The sequence below is a fragment of the Lentzea sp. NEAU-D7 genome (genome assembly GCF_026242055.1).
Classification (GTDB): Bacteria; Actinomycetota; Actinomycetes; order Mycobacteriales; family Pseudonocardiaceae; genus Lentzea.
On sequence record NZ_JAPJDL010000032.1, the window covers coordinates 42282 to 58629 of the forward strand.

Sequence of the window (16348 nt, forward strand, 5' to 3'; positions counted from 1 at the left end):
GGACCGCGGGTGTTCGAGGTGGGCGGTGGTGTCCGGCGCGGCTCGCGCGCCCTCGGTACCGACGATCACCGCTGAACCGCTCCCGCACGCATTCCGTCGAGGTAGTGGGCGAAGGCCTGGTCGTCCACCACGGCGTGGCCCTGCTGGAAGGCGCGGGACTTGACCCACGACGTCGCCGCACGCGCCGCGGAGACGTCGAGCCGGTGGCCCAGGCGGGCGGCGACGGCGGTGACGACGCGGGCGTCGGCCAGGTGGGTGAGCACGACGCTGGGGGTGATGCCCAGCTGTTCCGGGGCGAAGGGCTGGAACAGCTCCTGGTGCACGAACGGGGTCCCGGTGGAAATCGTGCCGACACCGGTTCCCACCACCGGGGTGGTCACGCCCAGCGGAACCCCGATCTCTTCGGCCACTGCCTGGGCCACATCAGGCAGCCGGGTCAGGTCCGGGGGCGTGCACCACGGGTCGGCGTCCTCGCCGAGGAGCACCTTGGCCCGGTCGGCGCGGTAGGCCAGCAGGAACAGCACCTGCTCCGTGGCCACGAGTCCGGACCGCTCGGCGACGCCCAACCAGGAGGAGGACACCACCCGCACGCCGTTGCGCAGTGCTTCCAGCGTGTTGGCCAGTCCCAGGCCGAGGTCGTTGTGCGCGTGCGAGGCGAGCACGACGCCTTCGGAGCGCGCGGCCGCGAACATGGCTCCCGACTCGGCGGGCAGCTGGTCCCCGATGGTGTCCGCGAGGACGACCACACCCGCGCCCGCGTCCGTCAGATCACGCGCGGCGTCCGCGAGCAGACCGTGATCGGCGCGAGACGCGTCGGCCAGGCACACGTCCACCGCGATCCCGGCACCCCGCGAGTCGCTCACCAGGGCGGCACCGGCGCGCACGGCCTCCGTGACCGGCAGGTGCGTCGTGGCCTGCGCCATGGCCTCCGACGCCGGGATCACGATCATCACGCGCGCGTGCGCCACCCCCCGCACGGAGGCGATCGCCTGCCGCACGTCCGCGGCGGTGCCACGGCACACGGCGGCGGGACTCACCGTCTCCTCGGCCTCCACCGCCACTTGGCGCACGGCCTCGAACTCCTCCTTGCACACCGCGGGGAAACCAGCGGCGAACACCACGTGCCGAGGACCGTCCGCGCCGAACAGCGCACCCTGCTCCCGGGCCAGCCACACCCGGAAGTCCGGGCTCATCAGCGTCTTGCCCTGTGCGCCGTCCCGCGCCGCCTCCTCCCAGAGCACGACCTTCCCGGCCAGCGCCGACTCGCGCACCGCATCCGACTCAGTCATCACTACCCACCATTGCCGATTCGTCCTCGAAAGCTCTGACTTCCGCGCACCGCCGTTTCGCACAGAATCGATTTTTCAGACCGGTGTGGTGAATCCCTCCGCATGGACGAACTCGACCGTGAGGAGGATCGAAAAGCACATCGCGGAAATTCACCTCGGCAGCAGGCTCCGCGAGTGGTCCGCCCGCAGTTCCCCAGAAGGCGCGTCCACCCCCTGACCGGACACGAACGACCCTAATCAGCTCCGCGCCGGTCGAACTGCGGAAGTCCACAGCTTCGCCCCTCGAATCCGGTCAACGAAGGCGGTGATCTCGAGAACCGCGCGCTCACCAGCGGCGGCGGAACCGCGCCGGCCTCACCGCAGATCCGAAAACGGCGCGCCTACCCACCGGAAGTGAGGCAGATCGCTCCTCACCGCCGGGAGTGCTGCGGTAGCCCACAGCACCCGACCGCCTCATCCGCATCCGCACACGGTGTTCACCGCGCGAGTCGCTGTGTGACGAACCTCGGCGTCACTCACGAACCGGCACGTCGTTGTCGCCACGCCCAGGCCAGCCTGACCCGGTCCCACCTGCGAATTCAGCTCGCACATTGTTCTCCGCAGCGGTTTGAAGTCGATCGGACGGGCACATGTATCTTGAATCGATTGGCTGGCAATGTGAATCCAATCGCGACCTGATCACCACCCGATTGGCCCAGTTGCCAACTACGGAGCGCACAATGATTTCCGACGCACACCACCCACCGGCCGCTGGCACCACCCTGGTCGGCCGCGGTGCGGAGTTGGGCCGGATCGTCGACGCCTTGAGGGCGGCGAAGCGCGCCACACCCTCCGCGCTCCTGGTGGAGGGCACACCCGGCCTGGGTAAGACCGCCCTCTTGGACGTGGCGCACGAGCTGGCCCACGAGCGCGGGTTCACGGTCTGCCGTGCCAAGGCGTCGCCGGTGGAGCGGGAGGTGCCCTTCGCCGTCGTCCAGCAGCTCTTCGACCAGCTGCGCGAGGAGATCTCCGCCCGCCGCGACGACAAGGCCGTGCAGCACGCGTGCGACGTCATCGCCGGGCACGGGGACGACTGGGAGCAAAGCCACGTCGACCGGGCGATCCACAGCCTCTACCGCTTCGCCGCGGAGCTCGCACTGCGCACGCCGCTCTGCCTGCTCGTCGACGACGTGCACTGGGCGGACGTGCCGTCGTCGCGCTGGCTGAACCACCTCGCGCATCGCATGGCGAAGCTCCCGGTCGTGCTGCTGATGACCCGCACACCCGGCATCCGGCCGACCGACCCCCTGCTGATCGCGGAGCTGGAGCTCTGCTCCGAGCGCGTGAGGCTCCCGTTCTTCACCGCGGAGAACCTCGTGCGGCTCACCGAGCAGTTCCTCGGACGCACACCGGACGACAAGTTCACCGAAGCCCTCCTCGACGGCACAGGTGGCTGTCCGACAGTGACGCACCACTTCCTGAGCATGATGCGGGACCGGTCGGTCGTCCCTGACGAGAACGCCGTGAGCACCCTGCTCCGCCCCGAGTCCGAGAAACTGGGTCAGTCGCTGCTGGCGAGGCTCAACCGGCAGTCGCCCGAACTCGTCGACGTCGCCAAGGCGGTGGCGGTCGTGGAGCCGTCCGGCCTCGACCTCCTGACCGCCGTCCTGGACGTGGGCGACGGGGAGACCGCCGACCGGGTGCGGCAGCTCGCCAGAATGGGCGTGCTGATGCCGGACGGCGGGCTGAGGTTCACGCACCGGGTCATCAAGAACACGATCGAGAGCGCGATCGGCTACCGGGAGCGCGAGGAGCTGCACGCCAGCGCCGCGCGGTTCCTGCACCACAGGCGGACCCCGGCTCCGGTCGTGGCACACCATGTCCTGCGGACGTCCTCACAGTTGGGCGCGTGGGCGGTGGAGGTCCTGGGAGCTGCCGCCCGCACGGCGGTCGGCGAGGGCGATGCCCGCTCGGGCGCGAGGCTCCTCACCAGGGCCCTCACCGAGAACCTCTCCATCGCCAGGAGGAAGGACGTGCTGCTGCGGCTCGGTCTGGCCGAGGCCTGCTTCGACCCGCGGATGGCCGTGGTGCACCTCGAGGAGGGGATGGCGGGACTCGACGACCGGGAACCGCTTCTGAAGGCGGCCTGCCGCCTCACGCAGGTCCTCTACCTCGACGGTGCGTACGACACCGCGAGCGAGGTGCTGCGCAGGGCCAAGGCCGTGATCGGGCCGGACGACCCGGTGACCACCGGCATGATCCGCCTGCTGGAACGGGTCACCGTGCCGTCTCACGACCCGGAGGCCTGGCGGGTGGACTTCCGCCAAGCCGACGAGCGGGAGTGGCGCCGCGGTGACGCGCGCGGGCGCGCGCTGGCGGGTCTGGTCGCCGAGGACGCGAGCAGCAGCGGCGCCGACCTGCCGACGTGCCGGAAGGCGGCGCTCGCGGCCCTGTCCGGTGGTGCGGCCGCCATCCTGCAGAACCCGCGGCTGGTGGTCGCGGTGCTCGACGCTCTCCTCCGCGCCGACGAGGCGGACCTCGTCCTGCGCCACTGCGACGAGATCCTGTTCGAGGCCCGTCGCCACGAGCTGACGCTGATCACACTGCTCGGGCACACCCTCCGGTCGCGGGCGCACCACCTCCGCGGTTCGTTCGGGGAGGCTGTGGCGGACGCGGAGCTCGCGTCATCCCTGGCGCGAACAGCGAAGCTTCCGGACGACCACTTCGGACAGGTCAACGCCGTCGACGCCCTGGCTCGTGCGCAGGTGGCACTGGGTGACGTCAACGCGGCTCAGAACGCGCTCCGGCCGTTCGGCGGGGCGAGGGAACTGCCGCGGACCTGGCACCACACCGCACTCCTGCACGCCAGGGGCGCGGTGCGCTTGGAACTCGGCGACACCGAGGGAGCACTCGCCGACCAGCTCGAATGCGGTGAACGGTTCCAGTCCTGGGGCAGACCCAGTCCGACGCTGCGCCCTTGGCGGTCCTCCGCGGCGCTGGCCCACCTGCGACTCGGACAACCGAAGCCCGCCCTGGACCTCGCACTGCAGGAGCTGACGCTGGCACGGGAGTGGGGCGCACCCACCACGATCGGCCGTGCGCTGCTGACCGTGGGCATCGCGACCGGCGGCACCGCCGCCACCCCGTGGCTCACCGAGGCCGACTCGGTCCTGCGCCGGTCACCCGCGCGCATGCTGCACGCACAGGTACTGCTGGAACTCGCCGCCACGAGGTGGGAGAAGGGACAGCACGACACCGCCCGGCACCACCTCGCGGAAGCACAGGAGCTCGGCCGGCAGTGCGGCGTCGAAGTGGAGCCGGGAAAGCGGATCCACGGCCTGGCGTCCACCGGCGCACCACCCGCGCGGGTCCCGCAGCCCGCCGAACCGACGAAGGTCGCGCGACCCGCCCCGCGGATCAACGCGCTCACCCTGACACCGCACGAGCACCGCGTGGCCGGTCTGGTGCTCGACGGGAAGTCGAACGACGAGATCGCGCACGAGCTGGGCGTCTCGCGGCGCACCGTCGAGTTCCACCTCACCGGCATCTACCGCAAGCTCGGCATACGCAGGCGAACCCAGCTGCCCGCCGCACTCGCGGGGTACACCGCACGGGGGTGACCTCCGCCGGAACGCGCACGGCGGGTGCTGTGTCCGGCGTCGGCCGGATCCGGTCGAGGAGACTCAGCTCACCTCGTCGGGGTTGTTGCGCCCGAGGGACTCGTGGGCGGCGACGAACTCGTTCGCGCATTGGGCGACCGCGCAGCCGACTTCGCCGGCCAGCAGCACCGCGGCGATGATCTCGGCGAGTTTGCCGACCTTGCCGGTGCCGGCGCAGCCGACCATGGCGAGTGTCGCCTGGAAGGCCGGCAGGCCGGTGCCGCCGCCGACCGTTCCCACGACGAGGGTCGGCAGGGTGAGGGAGATCTCCAGGTCGCCGCTGCCGGTGACGCGGGAGTCCACGATCGCCTTGGCGCACTCGCCCAGGTAGGCCATGTCCTGCCCGAAGGCCTGGAACAGGCCTGCCATGCCGTTGACGACGTGGATGTTGAGCGAAGAGCTGCCGTGCAGGGCCAGGGTGCTGCGGTAAGCCTGGACGTAGCGGTCCAGGCGCCGCACGTCCGTTCGTCCCTGGGACGCCACGACGTCGGCCGACAGGATCGCCCGCGCGGTCACCGCCTTGCCCTTCAGGCGTGCCGGGATGGGCTTCTTGTCCTCCGGGTACGGCAGGAACTCCTCCAGTTCGATGCCGCTGTGCCGCACGATGTGCTCGGAGACGGCGGCGATCGCCTTGCTCGCCATGTTGCTGCCCATCGCGTCCCCGGTGGTGAACTCGACCGACACCAGCACGGTGGACCCGACGTGGTCGTAGTCCAGGCGCTGGGCGCGCAGATGACCGCTGGTGCTTTCCGCGACGGCCAGCAACACCTGTTCCTGGGCCCTGCACCAGGTGACGAGGTCCTGCGCGGCGGCAAGGCTGCGCACCCGGTAGTGGATGCCCCGCAGGAAGCGGTCGTCGGTCACGACCACCTCACAGCCTCCGGAGGCCTTCAGCATCTTGGCGCCGCGGCTGTAGGACGCCACCAGGGTGCCCTCCAGGGTCGCCATGGGCACCACGAACTCGCCGACCGCGTGCTGCCCGTGCACCAGAACGGGACCGCACAGCCCCAGTGGTACCGGTACGGCACCGACGAAGTTCTCCACGTTGCCCACCACGTCGCTTTCCGTGAGCGTTGTCTCCAGTGCCGCGATGAGCTCCTTGTCGTCGGAGAGCAAGGTCGCGAGCAGGTCAGCCCGCTCGCGGCCGCTGGTACGCGAAATGTGCATCTTGATGTGCCGTTCTGCCGTGTGGTCGGAGAGGTGCGTGGTCCGGGTTGCGGGAGCTCGCGCGTTCTCAGAGTGGAGAACCTGGCCGATTCCTCGTCACACCAGTGCTTTCCCGGCCATCTCGACCATGTCGGTGATGGTGCGCAGCGCGTCGTACTCCGCGTACTCGGCCTGCAGCCGTCGTGCGGCGGCGCGGTAGGTGTCGTCCCGCAGCACCGCGTTCACCGCCCGGTCGATGTCGGCGGCGCGAGGCCTGCTCGTCGCGAGGTTGATGGCCGCACCGGTCCACGCGGCGTGCGCGGTGGAGTCCTTCTTCTCCTCGGTCTCCCCTGCCAGGACAAGCGGCACACCACGGCTGAGCGCCATCTGCATCCCGCCGAACCCTCCGTTGCTGACGAACACGTCGACGTGCGACAGCAACCGCGTGTACGGGATGTACTCCGCGGCACGCACGTTGCCGGGAAGGGCCCCGAGGTCGCTCACCGGCCGGCCGCCGGTGGTGGCGATCACGAGGCAGTCCTGACCGGCCAGGGCCTCGATCGTGGGCAGCATCAGTTCGGAGTAGTCGTCGTTGCTCACGGTGCCCTGCGACACGAGGACGACCTTCTCGGCGTCGAGCACGTCGTCCCACCACTGCGGCAAGGGCACGTCCTGGTGGTCCTCCTCCCACGGCACGCCCACGAAGCGGACCGAGCCGGGCAGGTCGCTGCGCGGGTACTCCATCGAGGGGATGGACAGGTGCAGCAGCTCGTCGGGCACCACGACCTGCGCGTCGAAGTACGAGGGCAGCGTGCCGGTGCCACCGCAGTCGCGGACCAGTTGCTCCGCGAGGCGTTGGGCGGACGAGAACGCCGCGCGCACCTCCGAGTTCAGCCGGGCGTTGCGCTCCCGTCCGCTCGGGGACGCGTCGGGAAGCAGACCCATCCCGAAAGGTGCGGTGTCCGCGCTGTAGAGCGGAAGCACCGTGACACCGAGACCGAGCACCCGCGCCGGCCGGATGCCCGGCGCGCCCAGCTGGATCGGCCACAGCCCGTTGAAGTACATCTCGTGCAGCACGACCGTCGGCGTGTCCGGTTGCTGCGCCAGGACTTCCTGGATGGCCTCGTGCTGCTCCCGCATGGGCTTGGCCAGCACCTCGGTAAGGTAGACGGCGATCTGCTCGACGCCGGGTTCGGCCGCGGTGAGCGCCGGGACGGTCTGGTACACGTTCGGGCCGTCGTAGTCGGCGTACCCCTTCAACGGGTGGAAGGTGGCGCCCGTGGCGATGACCGCGTCGCGCAGGTTGTTGCCGGTGACGAAGGTGACGTCGTACCCCTGCGTCACGAGGTGTGCGGCGATGGGGCGCAGCGGGTTCACGTGCCCGGGGAAGGGAATCGCTGCCATGATCACGCGGGTCATGCCTTGACCTCCAGGGGCGTGCTTTCGAAGAGAAGTCCGGTCCTCGACGGTAGTGGCCGTGTCCGCGACCACCCTGCGGAACTCCGCAGTCACCGTTGGCGCTCCGCAGTGCCTGCTTTTGAATTCCCCACTGCGGCCCGAGAATTCACACTCTCAAGTCCATACAGGACAGTGCTGCGAGTGCGCGGAACGCCGGGTTGGTCGTCCGGTGTCGTCATCAGCGTGGGACGACCTCGAACTGGCCCATCATCGAGTGGGTCGCGTGGTCGAGGAAGTGGCAGTGGAACGGGTAGCGGCCCAGGTGGGAGTCGAACGTGGCCTGGATGCGGACGACGTCGCCGGGGAACAGCCGGACGGTGTCCTTCGGGTACGAGTCGTAGGCGGGCTCGGGCCTGCCGTTGCGGTCGAGGACCCGGAACTGCACGAGGTGCAGGTGCATCGTGTGCTGGATGCCGAGAGCGGCGTCGTCGTTCACGATCTCCCAGATCTCGGTCGAGCCGTGCTCGATCGTGGCATCCACGCGATCCGGGTCGAATCCCTTGTCGTTGATGACGAACTGGCCGCGGGCGAGGTCGAGCCGCAGGACGAACCGCCGCGTTCTCGTGACCTCTCGCCGCGCCGGGTCGTTCGCCGGCCATCCCGGAATTCCTCCCGGCGCGAACGGTATACGTGCACGGTTCCAGTCGGGGACGACCGACTCCGGTGTGGACCGAAGGCCCCCGGCACCGACCCGGAATTGCAGGATGTCCCGCTTGTTCTCGGACAGGGCCGCCACGTTCTGCAAGACGATCGCCGTGCCAGGCGGAACCGATCGGAAGTCCACCAGGACCTCGGCGCGCTCCGCGGGCCAGAGGTCGATCTCCTGCCGCACCGCGGGAACGCGCAGGAAGCCGCCGTCGGAGGCGATCTGCAGGAACGTCGCTCCGGTGGAGAGCCGGAACCTGAACATCTCCAGGTTCGACCCGTTGATCAACCTGAGGCGGTACAGCTTCCGCTTGACCTCGAAGTAGGGCTGTGGCCGTCCGTTGACGAGGATCGTCGGCCGGTTCATGAAGTCGTCCGGCACGAAGACGAGCTGACCCCTGCTGTCGAACTTCGCGTCCCTGAGCACGAGGGGGACGTCGAACTCGCCACCAGGCAACGGGAGCAGTGCGTCCACGGGGTCCGACAACAGGTACGCGCCGGAAAGGCCGCGGTAGACCTGTTCGCCCTCCAGGTGGTGGGTGTGGTCGTGGTACCAGAGCGTGGCGGCGCGCTGGTCGTTCGGGTACCGGTAGACCCTGGCCTGGCCGGGCGCGATCGGGTCCATCGGGTGCCCGTCGCTTGACGGGAGGACGTCAGCGCCGTGCAGGTGGACTGTCGCGGGCCCGGGCAGGCCGTTGACCTGCCTGACCACCGCGGCACGTCCACGCCGGGCGCGGATGGTCGGGCCGGGAAAGCTCCCGTTGAAGGTGAGTGTCCTCGTCCGGATGCCGGGGAGGACTTCCAGTTCAGTCTCCGCGATCCGCATGTCGTAGTAGTCGGTGTCCGCCGTGCTCCGCGTGGGCTTCAGCACCGGGGGAATCGACAACGGCACTGAGAAGGGCGGCACCTGCGGCGGGTCGTCGGAGAACGCGGACGCCAGCTGTTTCGTCGGGAAGATCAGGGCCGCGCCGGCGACGGAACCGAGCTTGATCGCATCTCTTCTGTTCAGCACGTCGATCACCTTCGGGGAATCAGGGAGAACGCCGCAGGTGCAGCGTGACCGCGGCGAGCAGGGAGAGCACGAACGAGTACTGCAACACGGTGATCGCCGCGGACATCGTGTTACCCGGCGCGATGGCGTTGCCGACGGTGAGCCCCGCGAGGGGGATCGTCACCGAAGCGCTGAGGACGGCCGACGTCGCGGCGAAGACCAGCAGGGCGGTAATGCGCCTTGCCGCCCACCGCCGGGAGGCGACCACGGCGAGCAGCAGGCTCGCCATGGTCGCGTGCGCCGCGAGCAGCGTGATGCCGACGAAGTTGGGAACGGCGTTCGCCACGATCGCCGGGGGTGGGGTGAGCGTTCCCTCCGCTTCGGAGTGGTGTCCGGCACCGGCGGTGAGGACGGGCAGCCACCGCGAGCTCACGTCCAAATAGGACGACCAGTCCCGGATCTGCCAGGCCACGATCGCGCCGAGGACGATCGCCAGCAGGGCCAGCGGGGCCGTGGGCCAGGAGCGGTCCGGTGACGGCGTGGACGCCTGCCGGACTGCGACCTCGTACTGCATTGAGCCACCTTCCCGCCCACGTTCCGCGGATCAGTACATCGGGTTCGGGTTGGCCGAAGTCGGCGGAGTGGGTTCGATGACGGCCCAGTGTTCGAGCAGCTTTCCGTCGCGGACGCGGTACAGGTCGGCGCCCACACCGTTCTCCATGTCGAAGAGCTTCTCCAGGTGGACGAACACCGCGACCAGATCTCCTTCGGCGACAACGGTCTTCACGTTGGCGCGGTAGTCCGGCCGCGCCGCGTACGCGGCGTGCAGGAACTGCTGCAGCGCTTCGGTCCCGTTCGGGACGTCCGGGAAGTGCTGGTAGTACGTGTTGTCCCCGATGTAGCGGTCCAGCGCCTTCAGGCGGAGTTCGTCATCGGGCTGGTTGACGATCTCGTCGAATGCCGCACGGCCGACGCGCGCGCTTTCAGCGTCCGTGGAGAACGGCAGCGACCGGGAGATCCTGGGCGAGCTGAGCGTGGAGAACATGTCGTTGCCGATGCCCTGTGGCCGGACGGCCTCGTTGAGCTCCCAGTGCTCGGCGATCTTGCCCCTGTCGAGGCGGAAGAGGTTGACCTTGGCGACACCCAGGTCGCCGGCTTTGCCGACGAAGTGGCTGTGCACCACCACGAGGTCGTTCTGGGCGATGGTCCGCTTCACGGTGAACCGGAGGTTCGGGTTCTGCTCGCGCAGCCCGGCGTGGTGGGCGCGGAACGCGGACCGGCCGTTGGCGATCGCGGGGTGGTGCTGGACGAGGTCGGGGCGCACCACCCTGTCGAGGTGTCCGAGGTCCCCGCGGTTCAGCGCGGCGTAGAAGCCGAGGACGATCGCCCTGTTCACGTTCTCCTTCGGACTGGCGATCGACTCGAAGACGCCCTGCTGGTGCCGCGGCGGTGCGGCGGTGGCGGCCGGGACGAAGGCGGCGATCATCATGGCGGAGAGGGTGATCGGCAGGACCACGCGCGAGCGGGTCCGGGATCGGTACGTCCTTCGTGGCATCTGGCTCCTGCTTTCTGCGGTTGTCGAAGAACTTGACCGTGCTGGGTCGAAGGCAGCTCTCGACGTGCTGAGGTGTGGTTCGGTGGAAGTCGCCCTACGGCCGCACGAGCACCTTGGTGGCCGTGCGCGCGGCCATCGCCTCGTAGCCGGACACGATGTCGTCCAGGGCCACGACCTCGTCGAAGATCGGACCGGGGTCGAGCGTGCCCGCCAGCACGCGATCGACGAGTTCGGGGAGGTAGACGCGAGCCGGCGTGAGCCCGCCGGTGAGGGTGATGCCGCGGAAGAAGACCGGGGTCACGTCGCCGATCGGCGGGCCGCCCATCACGCAGACGGTGCCGCCGGTCCGGCACAGCGCGAAAGCCGTGTTCTGCGCCGGCGGGCCGCCTCCGCACTCCACCACCACATCGGCGCCGAGTCCTTGCGTGATCGTGCGGACGAAGTCGACGGACTCGGCACCGCTCTCGGGACCACGGGCCTGCAGGGTGTCGGTGGCACCGAAGTCGCGGCCCTTGCCCAACCGCGTCTCGTGCCTGCCCACGAGGATGATCCGGCCGGCTCCCGCTTCCCCTGCCGCGAGCACGGCGCACATCCCGACCGGGCCGTCACCGAGGACGGCGACCGTCGATCCAGGCGCGACCCGGCCCGTCCGGACGGCGTGCAGGCCCGTCGCCATGCTGTCGGTGAGGGCGAGGAGCGAAGGCAGCCGTTCGTCGTTCCGGTCCACCGGCACCGCCACCAGGGTGGCGTCGGCGAAGGGGACGCGGACCGCTTCGGCCTGGGCGCCGTCACCGTCCACACCGAACATGCCGCCCGCGGCGCAGGCGCTGTGCAGACCGGTCCGGCACGGGGGGCAGGTCCCGTCGGCGAAGTTGAACGGCGCGACGACCATCGTCCCGCGGCGGAGCGTGGAGACCTCACTGCCGATGTCTTCGACCACACCGACGAACTCGTGCCCACAGCGAGGCCCGGTCACCGGGCCGGGAAGCCCGTGATAGCCGTGCAGGTCCGTGCCGCAGATCCCGGCGGCGACCACGCGGACGACCGCGTCACCGGGTTCCCGGATCACCGCGTCGGGGACGTTCTCCACGGTCAGCTCGTGCTTGCCGTGCAACACCGCGGCCTTCATGAGGACACCTTTCGCCAGCTCGAATCGATGAAGTCCGGGCTTGCCGGTGCGTCGGACGGCACAGGCCGGAGTCGCGACAGCACGTCCTCCGTCCGGACGTACCGGCCCGACAGGTGGTCCGCCGCCCCCGTGACGATGGCGACCAGCGCGTCGGCCGAGTCCTCGGCCGACGTGAACCGCCCGGACTGCCGGGCTTTCACCGTCCACGCGAGCACGTCGTCCTCCCAGCGGTTCCCGGTCCGGCCCCGCTCCAGGTGCGACCGGGTCATCCCGGCGTCGACCAGGCCCGGGTGGAACGCCACCGCCACCCGCGCCGACTCGGCCAGCTCTCCGGCGAGGCTCGCCGTCACCGAGATCAACGCGGCCTTGCCGGCGGCGTAGGCGCTGACGTGCGGCCAGCCGACCGCGCCCGCACGGCTCACCACGTTCACCACGCGGCCGGTGAGCGCGGGCAGCACGGCCCGTGTCATCCGCACCGATCCGAAGAGCGAGACTTCGAACGCCTGCCGCCACTCCGCCTCATTCACAGTCCACAAAGGACCAATCGGACCGGGCACGCCCGCGTTGTTCACCAGCACGTCGAGGCCGCCGAACTCGGCCACGACCTCGTCGACCCCGCGGGTCACCGAATCTCCGTCCGTCACGTCGAGGTGCACCCAGGTCGCGGATCCCCCGGCCCGGCGGATCTCGTCGACGGTCTCCACCAGACTGTCCCGGCAGCGGCCCGCCACGGCGACGGACATCCCGGCGGCGGCCAGCGCCTGCGCGAACATCCGTCCCAGCCCGCGTCCGCCGCCCGTGAGCAGCACCCGCAGAGCCGGGGGCCGAGTCCGCTTCCCGGTCGAGGAGCGCGGGATCACCCGTACGCGCTCGATCGCCCGCACCCGTTGGTGCGGCGCGACGCGGTCCGCGACGTAGGCCGTGATCTCCGCGAGGGGGACCGGCTCGTGCAACACGACGTACGCCTTCGGGATCTCCCCGGTGACCCGGTCGGGCACCCCCGCAACGCAGGCCTCGGTCACCGCGGGGTGGCTGGTGACCACCTCCTCCAGTGCAGTCGGCGACACCTGGTGGCCCTTGTACTTGATCAGAGACTTCACCCGGCCGGTGATCCGCAGGAAGCCGTTCTCGTCGCGTCTCGCGAGGTCGCCGGTGCGCAGCCAGCCCTCCGCGTCCGCGGACGCGAGGGCGATCTGCGGTCCGCGCAGCCACAACTCCCCCGACTCCGCCTCCTCGCCACCGGTGAACCGCACCTCGGTACCCGGAACGAGCACACCGGTGGAGCCCTGCGGAACCTCGACCCCGTCCGGACTGAAGCTCACGCACCCCGCCTCGATCATCCCGAACCCCTGCACCACGGGGACGCCGAGGACCGCGGCGCAGCGGTCGGCGTCCACCGAGGGCAGCGGCGCACCGCCCGAGACGACCAGTCGCAGCGATGTCAGGGGTTTCCCAGCCGCGCCGAGCTCGGTCACCACGCTCGGCACCAGGTACGCCAGCGACACGCCGTCCTCGGTGACGTCGCGGGTGAAGTCGGCGGCCGAGAACGGGGTCGCGCCGATGACCAGGGTGGCGCCCGCCCGCAGCGCCGGGTTCATCGCCATCTGCATCCCGTAGACGTGCCGCAGCGGCGGCACCGACAGGACGACGTCGTCGCCGCGCACGCGGTGCAGGTGGGCGATCTGCCCGAGGTTGGAGGTCAGGTTGCGGTGCGACACCGGCACGAGCTTCGGTGTGCCCTGCGTGCCGCTGGAGCTCATGAGCACCGCCGTCCGGTCACCCCCGCGCGCGGACAGCGGCAGCGGTGGTGTGGCGACCGCCTCGTCCCACGGCGTTCCGCCAGGCGTGCGGGAACCGACGCACGCGGTCGGCAGCGAGACCTTCGGCGGTCCGAGGGACGTCTCCGCGATGAGCGCCTTCGCCCCGGCGTCGTCGATCGCGGAGCGCCAGTGCTCGGCGGTGTCCCGCGGGTCGAGCGCGAGCACAACCGCACCGGCCGCGAGGATCCCGTGGTAGGCGACCACGAACTCGGCGCTGTTCTCGACCAGCACCAGCACGGTGTCGTCCTCGCCGACCCCCGACCGGCGCAACCAGGCCGCGAGCCCGGCGACGGCCGCGCGCAGCCGTCCGTACGTCCATTCCCGGCGCCCGCCCCGCGAGCGGTCCACGATCGCGACGCGGTCGTCGTCCGCCGCGTCCGGCCGCAGGACGTAAACCCCGAGGTGCGCGTCCGCGGGTACCTCCCAGGCCGCCGTCATGGACGCACCAGCACTTCGACGGCTTCCCGCCCGGCCGCGAACCGGGTCGCGGGGGCCGGCGGGTGGCCGTCGGTCGGGGTGGTGACCGCGGTGCCGCGGGCACCGGCTCCGACGACCTCCCGCGGTGCGACCAGCTGCGCGGCGCTCATCGCTCCCCCAGGCCCTTCTTGCGGGCCAGGGTGAGCCCGTCCGCGACGGTCAGCAGCACCGACTCGACGCGGTCGTCGTTGCGCACGTGTTCGTTGAACTCGCGGATGGCGCGGGCGTTGCCCACCGCGTCGGGTGACGCCGCCTCGCCGGCGTAGAGCACGTTGTCAGCCACGATCAGGCCGTTGGGGCGCAGCCGGGGCACGAGCTCCTCCCAGTAGGCGAGGTAGCCGACCTTGTCCGCGTCGAGGAAGGCCAGGTCGACGAACTCTTCCTGGGGAAGGCCGCGCAGGGTCTCGGCGGCGGGCCCGAGCAGCGGTTCCACTCGCTCGGCGACCCCTGCCCGGATCCAGGCGGCGGTGGCGATCCCGGCCCAGCGGTCGGTCACGTCACAGGTGATCACCCGGCCGCCTGCGCCCACGCCCTCGGCCAGCGCGAGCGTCGAGTACCCGGTGAACGTTCCCACCTCAACCGCGACGCGGGCGCCGGCCAGGCGGGCCAGCAACGTGAGCAGCGCCCCCTGTTCCGGAGGAACCTGCATCTCGGCCACCTGGCCGAGTGCGAATGTGGCCTCGATCAGGTCGCGCTGGACGTCGGTGAACGGCGGGAGCTGTCCCCGGACGTACTCGAGCACCTGCGGAGTGAGGAGCACTGCCTTCTCGGGCTGCTCCGCTGTTGCGGTCATGCGTTGACTCCGTCCGCGAGAGCCTCCTCGGCGATCAGGACGAGGCGGCCGATGTGCACCGGCAGGTCGGTCTGGAAGTGGTTCACTGCGTCGCGCTCGTAGGTCGCGCGCACGGGCCGCGCCGCGAGGTCCGCCAGCAGCGCCGCCACCCGGGCCTGCAGCGACGCGGTGAAGACGTGCGCGCAGACCGGCACCCGGTCGACGAGGAAGAAGTCGTCGAGCAGCGCCTGTTCGTCCTCGGTGGGTGTGCGGTGGACGTCCCACCCGGCGTCACGCAGGAGCGACCCGCCGGACGGAACGAGCCGGGCCGCCACCGTCATGTGCACGAGGCGGTTGAACTTCACCGCCTCCTTCAGCGCCGACCCTGAGGCGGGCCGCGCTCCCGCGAGCAGAGCGGCGGCGTGGCGGTGGTCGCGCGCCCACGTCCCGCTCATCGCCGAGTGCCGCGCCGCCATCCGGGGCCGGATGACCGAGGCGTAAACCTCGGGGCGGCAGCTGCCCGAGTAGAGCAGCAGTGCCGAGTAGGTGTCGTGCAGAGCCGCAGCCTCGGCGAGGTCACCGCGGCCGAGCGCGGCCGAAAGCAGCCGCCACGCGCAGAAGGCGCCGTGGTGGCCCAGCAGCCAGCGATACCAGGCCACCTCGGCTTCGGGGCCGAGCGGCGGCGGGCCGACGGCTTGGACAGGAACGACCGCATGCCCGGCACACGGGGCGAGCGGCTTGTGCGGCAACGGAACGGTGAGCCTGGGCAGCGGCGAAGCGGTCACGACACCACCTCCGCGGCGTGCCCGCCCGGCGCACCGGCAGCCGGGTGGACGGGTTCGTCGGCCACGATCACGGTGTCGGACGACGACACCCGCACCGGCCGGGCGGCCTCCGGACAGGGCATCTCCGAGGAAGCCGGAAAGTCTGGGGAGGTGGTCGCGGAATCCGCCGTGCTCATCGTGTCCTCTCCCTGCTCGGGCTGAGGTGGGGTCGAAGGTCGTCAACCCCGCCGGCCAGGTCAGCGGTCCGCCCGAAGTGGTCGCGCTGTTCACCGGAGAGCTGGACTGCCGGCCGTGAGCCGACGGACAGCCGTCCGTCCCGAACATCGCGGTCCCTGGGCGAACCGACGCACCGACTGGCCCGCGTCCGCACGCGCCTGCCCAACAGGGTCCGCCACTGTTTCCCGGCGCGCTTTCCCTTCCTGGAAACAGTTTCACGCTGTCCGCGTAGCAATTTTCGCCGCAAGTATGCAGCGGTGAAGCCGTCGTACAACGGAGCATTCCTCCTGTCGGAACGATGACGGCGACCTGCGTCCGATCGGCTCACAGCACGACGAGCGGCGTCCACGCCACGGCCGGGGAACACCTGGCGCGACCTGACTGTCCACAAGCGACTGACGCGGCCAACCGCCGGGAGTGGTGATCT

General features: G+C 70.5%; 13 protein-coding genes. 1 reads left to right on the forward strand and 12 read right to left on the reverse strand.

Annotated features, from left to right (window positions below; all coding sequences use genetic code 11):
• Positions 1-65: 65 nt before the first annotated feature.
• Complete coding sequence (locus ORI60_RS40915; protein WP_266043385.1) at positions 66-1289, reverse strand: 2-isopropylmalate synthase; 1224 nt, start codon at positions 1287-1289, stop codon at positions 66-68.
• Between the two features lie 719 nt (positions 1290-2008).
• On the opposite strand from ORI60_RS40915, the gene ORI60_RS40920 reads away from it, so the two are divergent.
• Complete coding sequence (locus tag ORI60_RS40920; RefSeq protein WP_266043386.1) at positions 2009-4888, forward strand: helix-turn-helix transcriptional regulator; 2880 nt, start codon at positions 2009-2011, stop codon at positions 4886-4888.
• A 63-nt stretch (positions 4889-4951) separates the two neighbouring features.
• On the opposite strand, the gene ORI60_RS40925 is transcribed toward ORI60_RS40920, so the two are convergent.
• The 11 genes from ORI60_RS40925 to ORI60_RS40975 form a co-directional block, all read right to left on the reverse strand.
• Entirely contained in the window at positions 4952-6094 is a 1143-nt protein-coding gene (locus ORI60_RS40925; RefSeq protein WP_266043387.1) for a hypothetical protein, read from the reverse strand.
• A 96-nt stretch (positions 6095-6190) separates the two neighbouring features.
• Entirely contained in the window at positions 6191-7492 is a 1302-nt protein-coding gene (locus ORI60_RS40930; RefSeq protein WP_266043388.1) for a glycosyltransferase, read from the reverse strand.
• A 217-nt stretch (positions 7493-7709) separates the two neighbouring features.
• Complete coding sequence (locus ORI60_RS40935; RefSeq protein ID WP_266043389.1) at positions 7710-9188, reverse strand: multicopper oxidase family protein; 1479 nt, start codon at positions 9186-9188, stop codon at positions 7710-7712.
• A gap of 19 nt (positions 9189-9207) precedes the next feature.
• Positions 9208-9741 (reverse strand): hypothetical protein, encoded by a 534-nt coding sequence (locus tag ORI60_RS40940; RefSeq protein ID WP_266043390.1) that lies wholly within the window; start codon positions 9739-9741, stop codon positions 9208-9210.
• Between the two features lie 30 nt (positions 9742-9771).
• Complete coding sequence (locus ORI60_RS40945) at positions 9772-10656, reverse strand: ester cyclase (RefSeq protein WP_266043391.1); 885 nt, start codon at positions 10654-10656, stop codon at positions 9772-9774.
• A 160-nt stretch (positions 10657-10816) separates the two neighbouring features.
• Positions 10817-11851 (reverse strand): alcohol dehydrogenase catalytic domain-containing protein, encoded by a 1035-nt coding sequence (locus ORI60_RS40950; protein ID WP_266043392.1) that lies wholly within the window; start codon positions 11849-11851, stop codon positions 10817-10819.
• Positions 11848-14109, reverse strand: coding sequence for an SDR family NAD(P)-dependent oxidoreductase (locus ORI60_RS40955; RefSeq protein ID WP_266043393.1), 2262 nt, complete (start codon positions 14107-14109; stop codon positions 11848-11850). The genes ORI60_RS40950 and ORI60_RS40955 overlap by 4 nt, the downstream gene beginning before the upstream one ends.
• On the reverse strand, positions 14106-14258 hold the full coding sequence (locus tag ORI60_RS40960) for a hypothetical protein (protein ID WP_266043394.1): 153 nt from the start codon (positions 14256-14258) through the stop codon (positions 14106-14108). Before ORI60_RS40960 ends, ORI60_RS40955 begins: the two co-directional genes overlap by 4 nt.
• Positions 14255-14941: an O-methyltransferase gene (locus ORI60_RS40965; RefSeq protein WP_266043395.1), complete on the reverse strand. Its 687-nt coding sequence runs from the start codon at positions 14939-14941 to the stop codon at positions 14255-14257. The genes ORI60_RS40960 and ORI60_RS40965 overlap by 4 nt, the downstream gene beginning before the upstream one ends.
• On the reverse strand, positions 14938-15705 hold the full coding sequence (locus tag ORI60_RS40970) for an L-tyrosine 3-hydroxylase (RefSeq protein ID WP_266043396.1): 768 nt from the start codon (positions 15703-15705) through the stop codon (positions 14938-14940). The genes ORI60_RS40965 and ORI60_RS40970 overlap by 4 nt, the downstream gene beginning before the upstream one ends.
• Positions 15702-15881 (reverse strand): hypothetical protein, encoded by a 180-nt coding sequence (locus tag ORI60_RS40975; protein WP_266043397.1) that lies wholly within the window; start codon positions 15879-15881, stop codon positions 15702-15704. The genes ORI60_RS40970 and ORI60_RS40975 overlap by 4 nt, the downstream gene beginning before the upstream one ends.
• Between the last annotated feature and the right edge of the window lie 467 nt (positions 15882-16348).